Source organism: Rhodoferax ferrireducens (genome assembly GCF_003347515.1).
Lineage (GTDB): Bacteria > Pseudomonadota > Gammaproteobacteria > Burkholderiales > Burkholderiaceae_C > Rhodoferax.
In genome coordinates, this window is the sequence record NZ_QEII01000269.1 from 184,760 (window position 1) to 200,262 (window position 15,503).

Sequence of the window (15,503 nt, forward strand, 5' to 3'; positions counted from 1 at the left end):
TGTATCATCGCCTGCATGCTTGCAAAGCTCATGAGTTACTTCCTACTGGGCCTGATCCGCGTCCTGACCGGGGCGCAGGCACGCTGGTACGGCTGCCCGCCCAAGGCGGAACAGCGCATTTACTTCGCCAACCACCAAAGCCACGCCGACCTGATGATGATCTGGGCGGCGCTGCCCAAGGAGCTACGCGTGCGCACCCGCGCCATCGCGGCCAAGGATTACTGGACCAAAACCCCGTTCCGGCAATGGCTCACCACGGCCGTGTTCAACGTCATCTACGTGGCCCGCGACCGCAGCGCCGAGGAAGATCCGCTGGAGCCCCTGTTTGAAGCACTGGACCACGGCGACTCCATCATTTTGTTTCCCGAAGGCACGCGCGGCAACGCAGAGGAGCCGCAGCCCTTCAAGGCCGGGCTGTACAACCTGGCGCTCAAGTTTCCCAACGTCGAGCTGGTGCCGGCGTGGATCAACAATGTGCAGCGCGTCATGCCCAAGGGCGAAGTCGTGCCGGTGCCGGTGCTGTGTTCGGTGACTTTCGGGGCGCCCCTGCATCTGCAGGCCGATGAGGAGCGCCGCGCCTTTCTGGACCGGGCACGCCAGGCCGTCATCGCCCTGCGCGACGTCTGAGCCAGACATCCAAGACCATGTACTACTACCTGAAAAACCTCAACGCCACCGAGCAAGTCGGCGCGCTGTTCATCATCGTGTTTGGCATCCTGATGTTGGCCAGCATCGTCGCCGTGTTGCTGTCGCTGCGCGAATTCGGCGACGACGCGAACGCGGTGCAACGCCGCAATGATTTGCACAATTTTGAAGGCGTGCTCAGAACCAGCTGGTTCATGGTGTTCGTGTTCTGGATCGGCTGGCTGGCCGGCGACTGGGTGGCGCTGGGGCTGTTCGGGCTGGTGTCTTTTTTTGCGTTGCGCGAGTTCATGACCCTGTCGCCGACCCGCCGCGGCGACCACCGCAGCCTGGTGCTGGCATTCTTTGTGGTGCTGCCCCTGCAATACTGGCTGGTCGGCAGCGAGCACTTCGACCTGTTCACCGTCTTCATTCCGGTCTATGTGTTTCTGGCCCTGCCCGTGGCCAGCGCGCTGGCCAATGACCCGCAGCGCTTTCTGGAGCGCAACGCCAAGCTGCAATGGGGCATCATGGTCTGCATCTACGGCATGAGCCATGTGCCGGCCCTGCTGCTGCTGGATTTTCCCCACTACAACAGCAAGAGCGCCTTCCTGGTGTTCTTTCTGGTGCTGGTGGTACAGAGCTGCATGCTGGCCCAGCACCTGGCCTCGCGCAGACTGCAAAAAGCCCCCGCCGCTCCCAACATCAGCCAGAGCTTCAACTGGCCCAGCTGGTGGATCGGCATTGCCGTCGGCAGCGCCCTGGGCACCCTGCTGGCGGGCATCACGCCCTTCGTGCCGGGCCAGGCCTTCGCCATGGCCCTGGTCGCCTGCGTTGCCGGCTCCTTGGGCCATCTGGTGATGAAAGCACTCAAACGCGACCGCGGCATTCCGATCTGGCGCGGCCAGGGCTCGGCCGTGACCGGCGCCGGCGGCCTGCTGGACCGGGTCGACGCCCTGTGTTTTGCCGCCCCCGTCTTCTTTCATTCAGTTAGATGGTATTTTGGCCTCTAGCTCCCGTATTCATTGCGCAATACGCTACTAATTTAATAGCATATGCGAATTCTTGGCATTGACCCCGGCCTGCGCACCACCGGATTTGGCGTGATCGACGTGGACGGCGCCGAGCTCACCTACGTGGCCAGCGGCACCATCAGCACTTTGCACCTGGACAAAGCGCACTTGCCGGCGCGGCTGAAGGTCTTGTTTGACGGCATCCGCGAAGTGGTCGGCCGCTACGAGCCCGACGCGGCCTCGGTCGAAATCGTGTTCGTCAACGTCAACCCGCAATCCACCTTGTTGCTCGGTCAGGCCCGCGGCGCCTGCGTCACAGCGCTGGTGTTCTCCGATTTGCCGGTGGCCGAATACACCGCGCTGCAGATGAAGCAGGCCGTGGTCGGCTACGGCCGGGCCGAGAAAACCCAAGTTCAGGAAATGGTGCGCCGCCTGCTGACCCTGCCCGGCCTGCCCGGGCCGGATGCCGCCGATGCGCTCGGCCTGGCCATCACGCATGCCCATGCGGCCAAAGCCATGGCGCGGTTGGCGCAAGCGGATGGCGTGCTGGGCGCGGGGAGTGGGAAATACAAGGCGGGGCGGAGTCGGTGATTGTTTTTGCCGGCGGATTGTTGTCAAAGGGTGCCGGCGTTCGTCGGCTGGGTGCCTATTGCTGGCAGTCGAAGTGCTCCTCCAATTTCAAAATTGGCTTGTGTAAAGCCTAGAATTGAAAAAGAACAATCTGCCGGGTTTGTCGGAATTTTTATATCTGCAAAAAATCCGAAAAAACCACGGAAACCAAGGCTACAAGCCACGCTCAGGGGGAATTCATGATCAGTATGTGGAGCAAGGTCCAGTATATAGAGCAGGTTTTGCTCTGGACATTGCGCTAGGCGTCGTGGAAGAATTTCTCACGCTTATTGCATGGTTCGTCGTTGAAGTCGTGCTCATTCAAACGGGGAGGGCCGCGGTATGGTCCGCCTCACTAGGCCGTTGGCGCGGTGAAAAAATTTCCGAGAAAGAGGGGCGCATATACGGACCGGCCGGTGCGCTTTCGTTTCTGCGGGAAGGCCGTAGAGTAGTTACTGCTAACGGTATGCTCTTTGCTGGAATCCTTGTCTATGTCGCACTTGCGTTTTCCCTGCTCGCTTGTGCCGGCTCAGCCTAACTGGTTGGCCCCAGTAAGCCAGCGAACAATGCAATCCGCTCAACTTATTCATCGAGGCGAAGAGTTTCAGTTCGTAGACCGCGGCAGCCGCTACGAGGGAACTTGTCTGTGGTCCTGGGAAGAGGTCCCCGGCGGAACTCCCAGACGAACCGGTCCCATCTACATTTACGCGCACTCAATTCGTAGGACAGGCTTCGCCGGGCTAATCCCACTTGGTATCGCCAAGAAAATTGCCATCGCCCGTCAGACCCAGGTTCTACTGAAGACAAGGGACTCGGGTCTGGATTTCGTGGTCGTCGAAGACATGCCAAAAGCTGCCGCCCAGAGGCGAGGGGCTTAGGGCCGACCGTGGAACTCTCGCTTCACCATGCAGCCGCCTAATCAGTAGGATGGACACCCCTACCTCTAGGCCTTCTCCCAAGCGGATGTGTAAAGTCGCCTTGCGCCAGCTCATTCGTAATTTGTGCGGGTGGCAAGCGCTACGGGGAGAGGAACTAACAACCGGTGGAACGGTTTCGCACACCTCAGGCAATCCGCTCCAATATCAGCACCGCAAAGAATCCAAACCCCGCAATCAAGGCCCACTTGAGCGTGAGCAGACCGTAGCGCCTGTAGCGAAGCTGGCCGGTAGCAGCATAAAAAACGAAGGACACCACGGCACCCAGCAGCAGCAAGAGAATGAGCCAGCGAAACAGCAACATGGTTGAGCAGTCCTGGGCCTGTGTGGGTCGAACCTGCTGAATTACCAGGCGCGCGCCAGCTGGGCAAAGCCCTTGGGGGCGCGCTTTTCGTCTTCAAAGGTCACCACGTCCCAGGCATCGGTGCGTGCCAGCAGTTCGCGCAGCAGCAGGTTGTTGAGCGCGTGGCCGGAGCGAAAGGCGCTGTAGCTGGCCAGCAAGGGTTTGCCGACCAGGTAGAGATCGCCCATGGCGTCGAGGATTTTGTGCTTGACGAACTCGTCGTCGTAGCGCAGGCCGTCGGAATTCAAGACCTTGTAGTCGTCCATCACGATGGCATTGTCCAGCCCGCCACCCAAGGCCAGGCCGTTGGCGCGCATCACCTCGAAGTCCTTGCTGAAGCCGAAGGTGCGAGCCCGGGCAATGTCCTTGGAATACGAGCCGGTGCTCATGTCAAACACCACGCGCTGGCCGGTGGCGTCCACCGCCGGGTGGTCAAAGTCGATCTCGAAACTGAGCTTGTAGCCCTGGTAAGGCTCCAGGCGTGCCCACTTCTCGGACGCACCCTGGCCTTCGCGCACTTCCACCGGCTTGTTCAGCTGGATGAAGCGCCGCGGCGCATTCTGCAACTCGATCCCGGCGCTTTGCAGCAAATAGACAAACGAGGCGGCGGAGCCGTCCAGAATCGGGACTTCTTCGGCCGTGATGTCCACGTACATATTGTCCACACCCAGGCCGGCACAGGCCGACATCAGGTGCTCCACCGTCAGCACCTTGACGTTGCCGCTGGACAGGGTGGACGCCATGCGGGTGTCGGTCACGGCAAAGGCCGATACCGGAATGTCCACGGGCTGCGGCAAATCGACCCGCCTGAACACGATGCCGGTGTCAGGCTGCGCCGGGCGCAACGTGATCTCGACACGCTGGCCGCTATGCAGGCCGACGCCGACGGCTCGGGTCAGGGATTTGAGGGTTCGTTGTTGTAGCACACCGCGATTGTAAAAGGCCATCGCTGACCGATCAGTCGGCCTGCTTTCTCAGGAAGGCAGGAATCTCGAAATCATCCATGCCGCCCGAAGCGAGCGCGTCCACCTTCGCCGCCGCCTGGGTCCGGTCGCGGGTGCGCCAGACGCTGGGGGTCGCCATGCTCTGGTAGTCAGGCTGGCTCAGGCCGGTCGGTGCGCTCATGATGCCGGAGGCCATGGCGCCGCCTGCGGTCGTGTTGAGCGTAGGCACATGAAAAGGCACATTGTCGGTACCGGTACGCAGCACCTGCAACTGCGGCTTGGCGCGGCTGGCACCCAGACGACTCAGACCCGTGGCCACCACGGTGACACGGATTTCATCGCCCAACTCGTCGTCGTAGGCGGTGCCGTAGATCACATGGGCATCGGGCGACGCATAGGCACGAATGGTGTTCATGGCCAGCTTGGACTCGCTCAATTTGAGCGAGCCCTTGGCGGCGGTGATCAGCACCAGCACACCCTTGGCGCCGGAGAGGTCAATACCTTCGAGCAGGGGGCAGGCCACGGCATGTTCGGCGGCGATGCGGGCGCGGTCCGGGCCGGCGGCGACGGCGGTGCCCATCATGGCTTTGCCGGGCTCACCCATGACGGTACGCACGTCTTCAAAGTCGACGTTGACATGGCCGGGCACGTTGATGATTTCGGCAATGCCGCCGACCGCGTTCTTCAGTACATCGTTGGCATGGGCAAACGCCTGGTCCTGTGTGACGTCGTCGCCCAGCACATCGAGCAGTTTCTCGTTGAGCACCACGATCAGCGAGTCCACATTGGCTTCCAGCTCGGCCAGGCCGGTGTCGGCATTGGTCATGCGGCGACCGCCTTCAAACTCGAACGGCTTGGTGACCACGCCCACGGTCAGAATGCCCATTTCACGCGCCACGCGGGCGATGACCGGGGCGGCACCGGTGCCGGTACCACCGCCCATGCCGGCTGTGATGAACAGCATGTGTGCGCCTTCGATCGCGGCGCGGATGTCGTCCACCGCCAGTTCCGCGGCTTCGCGGCCCCGGTCGGGCTTGCTGCCGGCGCCCAGGCCGCTGGTGCCGAGCTGGATGCTTTTGTGGGCGTCGCTGCGGCTCAGGGCCTGCGCGTCGGTATTGGCGCAGATGAATTCCACGCCCTGCACGCCGCAGCCGATCATGTGGCCTACCGCGTTGCCGCCGCCGCCGCCGACGCCAATCACCTTGATCTGGGTGCCTTGGTTGAACACGCCTTCTTCAATCATTTCGATAGACATTTTTCTCTCCTTCAGTTTCAAATATTTAGCAGTTGCCGACTTGGATACGTATCTTTTTGTTCATGGTTTGGTGGGCGGATCCATGCATCGCCATCGCCAATGCGGGCTTTCCCGCGCGAGCCAGAGTTTGGATTGCATGGTTAAAAGTTCCCCACAAACCAGTCCTTGACCTGACTGAGCGCGGTTTTCATGGAGCCATTTTTTTGCGCCACCTTGAAGCCGCGCAGGCGCGCCATGCGGGCTTCTTCCAGCAAGCCCATGACGGTGGCGGCGCGCGGCTGCGCCACCATGTCGGACAAGGCTTTTGAATACTTGGGAATACCGCGGCGCACCGGCTTCAGGAAGATGTCTTCGCCCAGCTCCACCATGCCGGGCATGATGCAGCTGCCACCGGTGAGCACGATGCCGCTGGAAAGCATTTCCTCAAAGCCGGACTCGCGCATGACCTGGTGCACCAGCGAGAAAATCTCTTCCACACGCGGCTCGATGACGCCCGCCAGCGCCTGGCGGCTCAGCATGCGCGGACCGCGGTCGCCCAGACCGGGGACCTCGACCTGGGCATCCGGGTCGGCCAGCATCTGTTTGGCGTAACCGTTTTCCACCTTGATTTCTTCGGCGTCCTTGGTCGGCGTGCGCAGCGCCATGGCTATGTCGCTGGTGATCAGGTCGCCGGCAATCGGAATGACGGCGGTGTGGCGAATGGCGCCGTTGGTGAAGATGGCCACATCGGTGGTGCCGGCGCCAATGTCGACCAGGGCCACGCCCAGCTCCCGTTCGTCTTCGGTCAGCACCGACAGACTGGAGGCGAGCGGATTGAGCATGAGCTGCTCGACTTCCAGACCGCAGCGGCGCACACACTTGATGATGTTCTCGGCCGCGCTTTGCGCGCCGGTCACGATGTGCACCTTGGCTTCCAGCCGGATGCCGCTCATGCCGATCGGCTCCTTCACGTCCTGGCCGTCGATGATGAATTCCTGCGGCTCCACCAGCAGCAGGCGCTGGTCGGTCGAGATGTTGATGGCCTTGGCAGTTTCCACCACGCGCGCCACGTCGGCGGCGGTGACTTCGCGGTCCTTGATCGCCACCATGCCGTGCGAATTGATGCCGCGAATATGGCTGCCGGTGATGCCGGTGTAGACCCGGGTGATCTTGCAGTCGGCCATCAGCTCGGCCTCTTTCAGCGCCTGCTGGATGCTTTGCACCGTGGCGTCGATGTTCACCACGACACCGCGCTTGAGGCCGTTGCTGGGCGCCACGCCCAGACCGGCGAGCTTGAGCTCACCGTTGGGCAGCACTTCGGCCACCACCACCATCACCTTGGCGGTGCCAATGTCCAGCCCTACGACCAGATCTTTGTATTCTTTCGCCATATATTCACCTGTTGCTTGTGTTGCCGCTCATGCCGTTATTGCCGTTACTTCTTCTTCTGCGCATCCGCTGCCAGCGTGGTCACGCCGCGCAGCCGGATGGCATAACCGTCTTGATGCCGTAAATCGGCTGTCTCCAGCGCCTCCGGCATGCGCCCGTAGCGAGACGTCACCTGGGTCAGCGTCTGAAGGAAGCGTTGCGTGCGCGCCAGCACCTCTGCCGCTGTTCCGCTGCCGAGCTCGATCTGCGCGCCGGTGTCGAGCTTGGCCCGCCAGCCACCATGCCCGGTCAGCTCGATCTGCTCCAGCGCCAGATCCATCGGATCGAACACCGGCTCCAGCGTCTGGTACATGGCCAGCACCTGCGCCGCCTGGCCGTCCGGGCCGTTCAGGCGCGGCAAGGCGTCTTGCTCCACCTCGTCGACATTCGCTTCAAATACTTCGCCAAAGCTGTTGACCAACCTGGACTCGCCTTCCGCGCCCCAGTAAGCCGCGGCATGATGCTCCTGCAACAGCACCTTGAGGCGGTTGGGGAACTCGCGCCGCACCACCGCCTGGCGCACCCAGGGCACGGCTTCGAACGCCAGTCGCGCCGCGGCGAGGTCCATCGTTAAAAACGTACCTTTCAGCCGGGGCGCCACATTGGCGCGCAAGGTCAAGGCGCTGTTGTGCGTGACCTCACCGCTCACCGCGATGCCCCGTATCGCAAAGTTGGGGTGCCGCGAGACCCATCCCGCCAGCGCGCCCACGACCATCAAGGCAAACACCAGGAACAGGACGGAAGCCGTCATGTTCATCAGCTTCACATCCATGGGCACAGGCAGGTTTTTTGTCATGGCGCGTAGTCCAGCGTGGCATGGCGCAAGATCTCGACGCACAGCGCCGGGTAACTGATGCCGGCCGCTTTGGCCGACATCGGCACCAGCGAGTGCCCGGTCATGCCGGGCGAGGTATTGATCTCCAGCAGATAGGGCTTGCGCGTGCGGGCATCGATCATCACGTCGGCGCGCGCCCAGCCGCGGCAGCCCAGCACCTGGTAAGCCTGCAGCACCAGTTGCTGGATATGCAGTTCCTCGCCCTCGGGCAGACCACAGGGCACCAGATACTGCGTGGTGTCGGTGAAATACTTGTTCTGGTAGTCGTAGTTGCCGTCGGCCGCCACGATGCGGATCACCGGCAGGGCCTGGGCGGCGGCGCCCGAGCCGAGCACGGGAATGGTCACCTCGTCACCGCTGATGAACTGTTCGCACAGCACCTCGGTGTCATGCTGGGCCGCCAACCCATAAGCGGCCGCGCACTGCGCCGCCGTGGTGACCTTGGTCAGGCCGATGGTGGAGCCTTCGCGGCCGGGTTTGACAATCATCGGGCTGCCTAAAGCGGCAAAGGCCTGCTCCGTGGCCAGGGCGCTGTCCACCCGCTGCCACGCCGGCGTCGGCAGCCCCTCACTGCGCCAGATGCGCTTGGTCATGACCTTGTCGATGGCGATTGCCGATGCCATGACACCCGAGCCGGTGTAGGGGATTCCCAGCAATTCGAGCGCGCCCTGCACCGTGCCGTCTTCACCAAAGCGGCCATGCAAGGCGATGAAGCAGCGCGCAAAGCCCTCCGTCTTCAGCTCGGCCAGATCGCGTTCAGTCGGATCGAAGGCATGGGCGTCCACGCCCTGCGAGATCAAGGCCTGCAACACGCCCTGCCCCGACATCAGGGAGACTTCGCGCTCGGCCGAGGCACCGCCCATGAGCACCGCCACTTTCCCGAAACTAGCCCCCACGCTTGCCACTTCGTGTGCTGCGCTGCCCCCCGAGGGGGCCTTCGCGCCTAGGGGCGGCCCGTCGACGCTCAAATTTACATCTAACTGGCTCATAGCCCTCGTCCTTCCTGCGCAAGCAGCTCTGAATTTTGTAGCATATCAACCACTTTCGCGGGCACGGCGGCAATTGAGCCGGCGCCCATGCACAGCACCACATCCCCATCGCGGGCGTTGTCCACAATGGCTTGCGGCATGTCGGCGATGTTGTCAACAAACACCGGCTCGATACGGCCGGCCACGCGCAGCGCGCGTGCCAGGCTGCGGCCGTCGGCGGCCACAATCGGCGCTTCGCCAGCGGCATACACCTCAGACAGCAAAACGGCATCGGCCTGGGCAATCACCTTGATGAAATCCTCGAAACAGTCACGCGTGCGGGTATAGCGATGCGGCTGAAACGCCAGTACCAGCCGCCGATCCGGAAACGCCCCGCGTGCCGCCGCCAGGGTGGCCGCCATTTCCACCGGGTGGTGACCGTAGTCGTCGACCAGGGTAAACACACCGCCGTCGCGCGCATTGACCTCGCCATAGCGCTGGAAGCGCCGGCCCACACCCTTGAACTCCGCGAGGGCTTTTTGCACGGCGGCGTCCGGCACGTTGAGCTCCACCGCCACGGCAATCGCCGACAAGGCATTGAGCACGTTGTGGTGGCCCGGCAGGTTCAGCACCACCTCCAGGTCCGGCAGCACGACGCCATTGCGGCGCTGCACCGTGAAATGCATTTGCCCTGCCACCGCTCGCACGTCGATGGCGCGCACTTCCGCATCTTCGTTAAAGCCGTAGCTGGTGACCGGGCAGGTGACCTGCGACACGATGTCGCGCACAGCCGGATCGTCAGTGCACAAAATGGCCGTGCCGTAGAAGGGCATGCGGTGCAGGAAATCAACAAACGCCTGCTTGAGACGGGCAAAGTCGTGGCCGTAGGTCTCCATGTGATCGGCATCGATATTGGTGACCACCGCCATCACCGGCGACAGATTCAGGAACGAGGCATCCGACTCGTCGGCCTCCACCACGATGTAGTCGCCCTGCCCCAGCCGGGCATTGGCGCCGGCGCTGTTGAGGCGTCCGCCGATGACAAATGTCGGGTCCAGTCCGGCCTCGCCCAGCACGCTGGCGACCAGGCTGGTGGTGGTGGTCTTGCCGTGCGTGCCGGCGATGGCGATGCCGCTTTTCAGCCGCATCAGTTCGGCCAGCATCAGCGCGCGCGGCACCACCGGAATGCGCTTCTCGCGCGCGGCGAGCACTTCGGGGTTGTCGGCCTGCACGGCGGTGGAGGTGACCACGGCATCGGCGCCGGCCACGTTGTCGGCACTGTGGCCGACGTAGGTCTGGATGCCCAGGCCACCGAGGCGCTTCAAGGTGGCGCTGTCGGCCAGGTCAGAGCCCGAAATCGTGTAGCCCAGGTTGAACAGCACCTCGGCGATGCCGGACATGCCAACGCCGCCGAGGCCAACGAAGTGAATATGACGAACAGCATGTTTCATGCGCTTAACTCCTCGCAGGCTGCCACGATCTTCGCGGCAGCATCAATTTTTTCTAATTTTTTGGCCTGTAGCGCGCATGCAAGCAGCGCAGGACGCTCTGTTTTTTGTAGCATCTCGGCCAACCATTCGGGGCTCAGCTCGGGCTGCGGCACCAGCCAACCGGCGCCCTGATCCACCAGGAAGCGGGCGTTGTGGGTTTGGTGGTCGTCCACGGCGAACGGGAAAGGCACGAACAAGGCCGCCGCACCCACGGCCGCCAGCTCGGTCACGGTGCTGGCACCGGCACGGCAAATCACCAGATCAGCCTCGGCAAAGGCTTGCGCGGTGTCGTCGATAAAGGGCGTGAGTTGCGCCTGCACACCGCATTGGGCGTAGTTGGCGCGCAGCGCGTCAATCTGGGCGGCGCCGCTTTGGTGAATGACCAGCGGGCGCTGATCGGCTGGAATCAGGGCCAGCGCACGCGGCACGATGTCGTTCAAGGCGCGCGCGCCCAGACTGCCGCCCACCACCAGCAAGCGCAGCGGCCCGCTGCGCCCGGCAAAACGGGTCGCCGGATCGGCACCGCCAATGAAGGCTGGCCGCAAGGGATTGCCCACCCAGCGACCTTGTTTCATGACGTCGGGAAAAGCGGTGAAGACACGTTGCGCCACCCGTGCCAGCACTTTGTTGGCCATGCCGGCCACCGAATTCTGTTCATGCAGCACCAGGGGTTTGCCCAGCAGGACACTCATCAGCCCGGCCGGCAGGGTGATGTAGCCGCCCAGGCCCACCACCACGTCGGGCTTGACGCGGCGCAGCACCTGGAGGCTCTGCCAGCACGCGCGCAACAGACGCCAAGGCAGGCGGACCAGGGTCAACAGCCCTTTGCCGCGCACACCCGAAAAATCCAGTGTCTCGAACGGAAAACCTTGGGGCGGCACCAGCCGGCTTTCCATGCTCGGCTGGGTCGCACTGCCGGCGCCCCCCAGCCAGTGCACACGCCAGCCGCGTTCGCGCAAGGCCTGCGCCACGGCCAGACCCGGAAAGATGTGGCCGCCGGTACCCCCGGCCATGACCAATGCAACCCCCGCGCTGGTCGCTTCGCGTACAGCGCTGCCTCCCGAGGGGGTCGTGCCTTGCTGGGGGCGGCCCGGCGCTGCGGCGTTCAATTCGCGCTGGCTCATACCCGCCCTCCGTGCATCAGTATCCGGTTTTCATGGTCGATGCGCAGCACCACGGCCAGCGCCACCAGGTTGACCAGGATGGCCGAGCCGCCGTAACTCATCAGCGGCAGGGTCAGGCCCTTGGTCGGCAAGGCGCCCAGGTTCACGCCCATGTTGATGAAAGCCTGAAACCCCATCCAGATCGCCACGCCCTGCGCCACCAGGCCGGCAAACACCCGGTCCAGCGCAATGGCCTGGCGTCCGATGTGCATCATGCGGCGGGTCAGCCACAGAAACAGGCCCAGCACACAAATCACGCCCACCAGACCAAATTCCTCGCCAATCACGGCCAGCAGAAAGTCGGTGTGGGCTTCGGGCAGCCAGTGCAGTTTTTCGACGCTGCCACCCAGGCCCACGCCAAAAATTTCGCCGCGCCCGATGGCAATCAGGGAATGGGTGAGCTGGTAGCCCTTGGCCAGTGCGTTCTTCTCGCTCCAGGGGTCGAGGTAGGCAAAAATGCGTTCGCGCCGCCATTCGCTGGAGGCGATCATCAGCCCGAAGGCCACCACCAGCACGGCCGCGATCAGAAAGAACATGCGGGCATTGACGCCGCCCAGGAACAGGATGCCCATGGCGATCACGGCGATCACCATGAAGGCGCCCATGTCGGGCTCGGCCAGCAGCAAAATGCCGACCACCGCGACCGCCGCCACCATCGGCAGCACGGCGCGGAAGAAGCGCTCCTTGACCTCCATCTTGCGCACCATGTAATCGGCCGCGTACAGCAAGACGGCAAACTTGGCCAGCTCCGAGGGCTGAAAACTCAAGGGCCCCAGGGAAATCCAGCGGCGTGCGCCATAGACCACTTTGCCGACATGCGGAATCAGCACCGCAACCAGCAGCACCAGAGACGCGATGAACAGCCAGGGTGCCGCCTTCTCCCAGGTGGCCACCGGAATCTGAAACGCCAGCAGCGCCGCGACGAAGGAGATGGCCAGCCACATCACATGGCGCGTCAGGAAATAGGTGTGGGTGTAGTTGGCGAAGCGCGGGTTTTCCGGCATGGCGATGGACGCGGAGTAGACCATCACCAGCCCCCAGGCCAGCAGCGCCACGGTCACCCAGACCAGCGCCTGGTCGAAGCCCAGTTCGCGTGTCGGCGCGCTGCCGGTGGCGGCGCGCCGTGTCGCACCCAGGCGCACCGGCAGGACGTCACCCGCCGGTTTGGCCAGACCGGTGAACCAGCCGGAAAGGCGCTGGGCCATGCCGCTCATGCGCCGCCCTCCATCTGCACGCCTGCGGCGCTGGCGATGTCGCTCACCGCCGCCACAAAGGCGCGGGCGCGGTGCTCGTAATTGTCGAACATGTCGAAGCTGGCGCAGGCCGGCGACATCAGCACGGCATCGCCCGCATGGGCTTTGCCATTCGCCTGCGCCACGGCCTGCGCCATGGAGTCAGCGTCGATGAGCGGCACGCCGGTGTGCTCCAGCGCGGCCCGAATCAGCGGCGCGTCGCGGCCGATCAGCACCACGGCGCGGGCGTACCGCGCCACCGGCTCGGCCAGCGGCGAGAAGTCCTGCCCCTTGCCTTCGCCGCCCAGGATGGCGATGACTTTGCGATCGGCGCCCAGACCGCTCAAGGCGGCCACGGTGGCGCCGACGTTGGTGCCTTTGCTGTCGTCAAAGAATTCGACTTCGTTGAAGAGGCCGATCGATTCCACCCGGTGCGGCTCACCCCGGTATTCGCGCAGGCCATACAGCATCGGACCCAGGGCGCAACCGGCCGCCGAGGCCAGTGCCAGCGCCGCCAGAGCGTTGACCGCGTTGTGCCGGCCGCGAATGCGCAAGGCGTCGGCCGGCATCAGGCGCTGGATGTGAATTTCTTCGGCCGCCTCGCTGCGTTTGCGCCGGGTTTCATCGGCTTCGAGCGCGCGCACCAGCCATACCATGCCGTTGACCTCCTCAATGCCAAAGTCGCCGGGCCGCTGGGGCATGTCGCCACCAAAGGTGACATGGGCGCGCACTTGCGGGCGCTGCAGCTTGACCCGTACCGGTTGCGGCAGCATCGCCATGACCGCGGGGTCTTCACGGTTGAGCAGCATCAGGCCCTGCTGGCCGAAGACATGGGTCTTGGCCGCGACGTAAGCCGCCATGCTGCCGTGCCAGTCCAGGTGGTCTTGCGTGATGTTGAGCACCGCAGCGGCGCTGGGCTCGAAGCTGGTTTCACCGTCGAGCTGAAAGCTCGACAACTCGATCACCCACACCTCGGGCAACGTGTCGGCATCCAGGTGGGCGGACAAAGTGTCCAGCAAGGTCGGGCCGATATTGCCGGCCACCGCCACGGTTTTTCCGGCGCGGCTGACCAGTTGCCCGGTGAGCGAGGTCACGGTGGTCTTGCCGTTGGTACCGGTCACGGCCAGTACTTTGGGCTGGTAGTCGCGCGCGGCCTTCAAATCAGCCAAGGCTTGAGAAAACAAGCCTAATTCACCTGCAGCCCAAACACCTAAAGCGTGAGCAGCTCCTGAAACAGGAGCAACTTCCAAGGGCGTCAAGCCCGGGCTCTTGAAGACGGCACGGATGTCCGTGCCTTCAACCAGCGCCGCATCAAAAGCGCCGCTGACAAAGCGGGCGCTCGGCACCTCGCGCCGCAAGGCGTCCAGCTGCGGCGGGGCGCTGCGGGTGTCGGTTACCGTCACCTGCGCGCCACAGCGCGCGCACCAGCGCGCCATCGCTAAGCCGGACGCACCCAGGCCCAGAATCAGAACGTGTTGGTCTGTGAGTGGGTGCATGGTTACCTGAGCTTCAGGGTTGACAGGCCGACCAGGCACAGCAGCATGGTGATGATCCAAAAGCGCACCACGACCTGGGTCTCTTTCCAGCCGCTTTTCTCGAAATGGTGGTGCAGGGGCGCCATCTTCAGAATGCGCCGGCCCTGGCCGTGCCGCTTTTTGGTGTACTTGAACCAGCTCACCTGCATCATCACGGACAGCGCCTCGACCACAAAAATGCCGCCCATGATGGCCAGCACGATTTCCTGGCGCACGATCACCGCAACCGTGCCCAAGGCCGCGCCCAGTGCCAGGGCGCCGACGTCGCCCATGAAGACCTGGGCCGGGTGGGTGTTGAACCACAGGAAGGCCAGACCGGCGCCGGCCATGGCGGAGCAGAAAATCAGCAATTCACCGGCGCCCGGAATATGCGGGAAAAACAGGTATTTGGAGTAGACCGCGCTACCGGTCACATACGCAAAAATGCCAAGGGAGGAGCCGACCAGCACCACCGGCATGATGGCCAGGCCGTCCAGGCCGTCGGTCAAATTGACCGCGTTGCTGGAGCCCACAATCACGAGGTAGGTCAGGATGACGAAGCCCAGTACACCGAGTGGATAGCTGATTTCCTTGAAGAACGGCAGCATCAGGCCGGCTTTGGGCGGCAGGCTCAAATCAAAACCTGACTGCACCCATCTGAAGAAAAGCTCCAGCACGCGCCAATTGGAATTCTCGGAAATGCTGAACACCAGATAGAGCGCCGCCACCAGACCAATCAGCGATTGCCAGAAATATTTTTCACGCGAACGCATGCCTTCGGGGTCCTTGTTGACCACCTTACGCCAGTCGTCCACCCAGCCAATCGCGCCAAAGCCCAGCGTCACCATCAACACGATCCAGACAAAGCGGTTGCTCAGGTCCATCCACAAGATCGTGGAGATGCTGATGCACAACAAAATCAGCACGCCGCCCATGGTGGGCGTGCCGCTCTTGCTCAGATGCGAATCCATGCCGTAGCCGCGAATCGGCTGGCCAATCTTGAGCTCGGTGAGGCGGCGAATCACATAGGGGCCGGCCACCAGGCCCATCAACAGGGCCGTCAATGCGGCCATCACGGCACGCAAAGTCAGGTACTGGAAAACGCGGAAAAATCCGAATTCTGGTGACAGGGACTGCAGCCACTGTGCGAGGCTCAAGAGCATTGCAGACTCCG

Annotated in this window: 15 protein-coding genes; 4 read left to right on the forward strand and 11 right to left on the reverse strand. The window is 63.2% G+C overall.

The genetic code is table 11. The annotated features are described in order from the left end of the window. Positions 1-15 precede the first annotated feature (15 nt). The 4 genes from C5P05_RS12150 (at position 16) to C5P05_RS34470 (ending at position 2,781) form a co-directional block, all read left to right on the forward strand. Positions 16-627, forward strand: a complete 612-nt coding sequence (locus C5P05_RS12150; RefSeq protein WP_114970094.1) for a lysophospholipid acyltransferase family protein — start codon at positions 16-18, stop codon at positions 625-627. Positions 628-644: 17 nt separating this feature from the next. After that, complete coding sequence (locus tag C5P05_RS12155; RefSeq protein WP_114970095.1) at positions 645-1,634, forward strand: phosphatidate cytidylyltransferase; 990 nt, start codon at positions 645-647, stop codon at positions 1,632-1,634. A gap of 42 nt (positions 1,635-1,676) precedes the next feature. Beyond that, positions 1,677-2,225 carry a crossover junction endodeoxyribonuclease RuvC gene (gene ruvC / locus C5P05_RS12160; protein ID WP_114970096.1) on the forward strand — a complete coding sequence of 183 codons (549 nt, stop codon included), beginning with the start codon at positions 1,677-1,679 and terminating at the stop codon, positions 2,223-2,225. A 115-nt stretch (positions 2,226-2,340) separates the two neighbouring features. Further along, complete coding sequence (locus C5P05_RS34470; RefSeq protein ID WP_232834456.1) at positions 2,341-2,781, forward strand: hypothetical protein; 441 nt, start codon at positions 2,341-2,343, stop codon at positions 2,779-2,781. Positions 2,782-3,305: 524 nt separating this feature from the next. Here C5P05_RS34470 and C5P05_RS34030 read toward each other — a convergent pair. The 11 genes from C5P05_RS34030 to mraY form a co-directional block, all read right to left on the reverse strand. After that, entirely contained in the window at positions 3,306-3,482 is a 177-nt protein-coding gene (locus C5P05_RS34030) for a hypothetical protein (protein WP_198674706.1), read from the reverse strand. A 41-nt stretch (positions 3,483-3,523) separates the two neighbouring features. Continuing rightward, on the reverse strand, positions 3,524-4,447 hold the full coding sequence (gene lpxC, locus C5P05_RS12175; protein ID WP_114970201.1) for a UDP-3-O-acyl-N-acetylglucosamine deacetylase: 924 nt from the start codon (positions 4,445-4,447) through the stop codon (positions 3,524-3,526). Positions 4,448-4,478: 31 nt separating this feature from the next. Further along, positions 4,479-5,720 (reverse strand): cell division protein FtsZ, encoded by a 1,242-nt coding sequence (gene ftsZ / locus C5P05_RS12180; protein WP_114970098.1) that lies wholly within the window; start codon positions 5,718-5,720, stop codon positions 4,479-4,481. Between the two features lie 140 nt (positions 5,721-5,860). Continuing rightward, on the reverse strand, positions 5,861-7,090 hold the full coding sequence (gene ftsA, locus C5P05_RS12185) for a cell division protein FtsA (RefSeq protein ID WP_114970099.1): 1,230 nt from the start codon (positions 7,088-7,090) through the stop codon (positions 5,861-5,863). A gap of 44 nt (positions 7,091-7,134) precedes the next feature. Next, positions 7,135-7,923: a cell division protein FtsQ/DivIB gene (locus tag C5P05_RS12190; protein WP_114970100.1), complete on the reverse strand. Its 789-nt coding sequence runs from the start codon at positions 7,921-7,923 to the stop codon at positions 7,135-7,137. Next, the gene (locus C5P05_RS12195) at positions 7,920-8,951 is read right to left on the reverse strand and encodes a D-alanine--D-alanine ligase (protein ID WP_114970101.1); all 1,032 of its coding nucleotides are present in this window, start codon (positions 8,949-8,951) and stop codon (positions 7,920-7,922) included. The genes C5P05_RS12190 and C5P05_RS12195 overlap by 4 nt, the downstream gene beginning before the upstream one ends. Further along, positions 8,948-10,381 (reverse strand): UDP-N-acetylmuramate--L-alanine ligase, encoded by a 1,434-nt coding sequence (murC, locus tag C5P05_RS12200; RefSeq protein ID WP_114970102.1) that lies wholly within the window; start codon positions 10,379-10,381, stop codon positions 8,948-8,950. Before murC ends, C5P05_RS12195 begins: the two co-directional genes overlap by 4 nt. Then, the gene (murG, locus tag C5P05_RS12205) at positions 10,378-11,433 is read right to left on the reverse strand and encodes an undecaprenyldiphospho-muramoylpentapeptide beta-N-acetylglucosaminyltransferase (protein ID WP_232834467.1); all 1,056 of its coding nucleotides are present in this window, start codon (positions 11,431-11,433) and stop codon (positions 10,378-10,380) included. Before murG ends, murC begins: the two co-directional genes overlap by 4 nt. Positions 11,434-11,540: 107 nt before the next feature. Next, on the reverse strand, positions 11,541-12,797 hold the full coding sequence (ftsW, locus tag C5P05_RS12210) for a putative lipid II flippase FtsW (RefSeq protein ID WP_114970104.1): 1,257 nt from the start codon (positions 12,795-12,797) through the stop codon (positions 11,541-11,543). Beyond that, positions 12,794-14,311: a UDP-N-acetylmuramoyl-L-alanine--D-glutamate ligase gene (gene murD / locus C5P05_RS12215; protein ID WP_114970105.1), complete on the reverse strand. Its 1,518-nt coding sequence runs from the start codon at positions 14,309-14,311 to the stop codon at positions 12,794-12,796. Before murD ends, ftsW begins: the two co-directional genes overlap by 4 nt. A gap of 2 nt (positions 14,312-14,313) precedes the next feature. Next, a complete protein-coding gene (gene mraY / locus C5P05_RS12220) occupies positions 14,314-15,492 on the reverse strand; it encodes a phospho-N-acetylmuramoyl-pentapeptide-transferase (protein WP_114970106.1) in 1,179 nt (392 codons plus the stop codon). Positions 15,493-15,503: the final 11 nt, after the last annotated feature.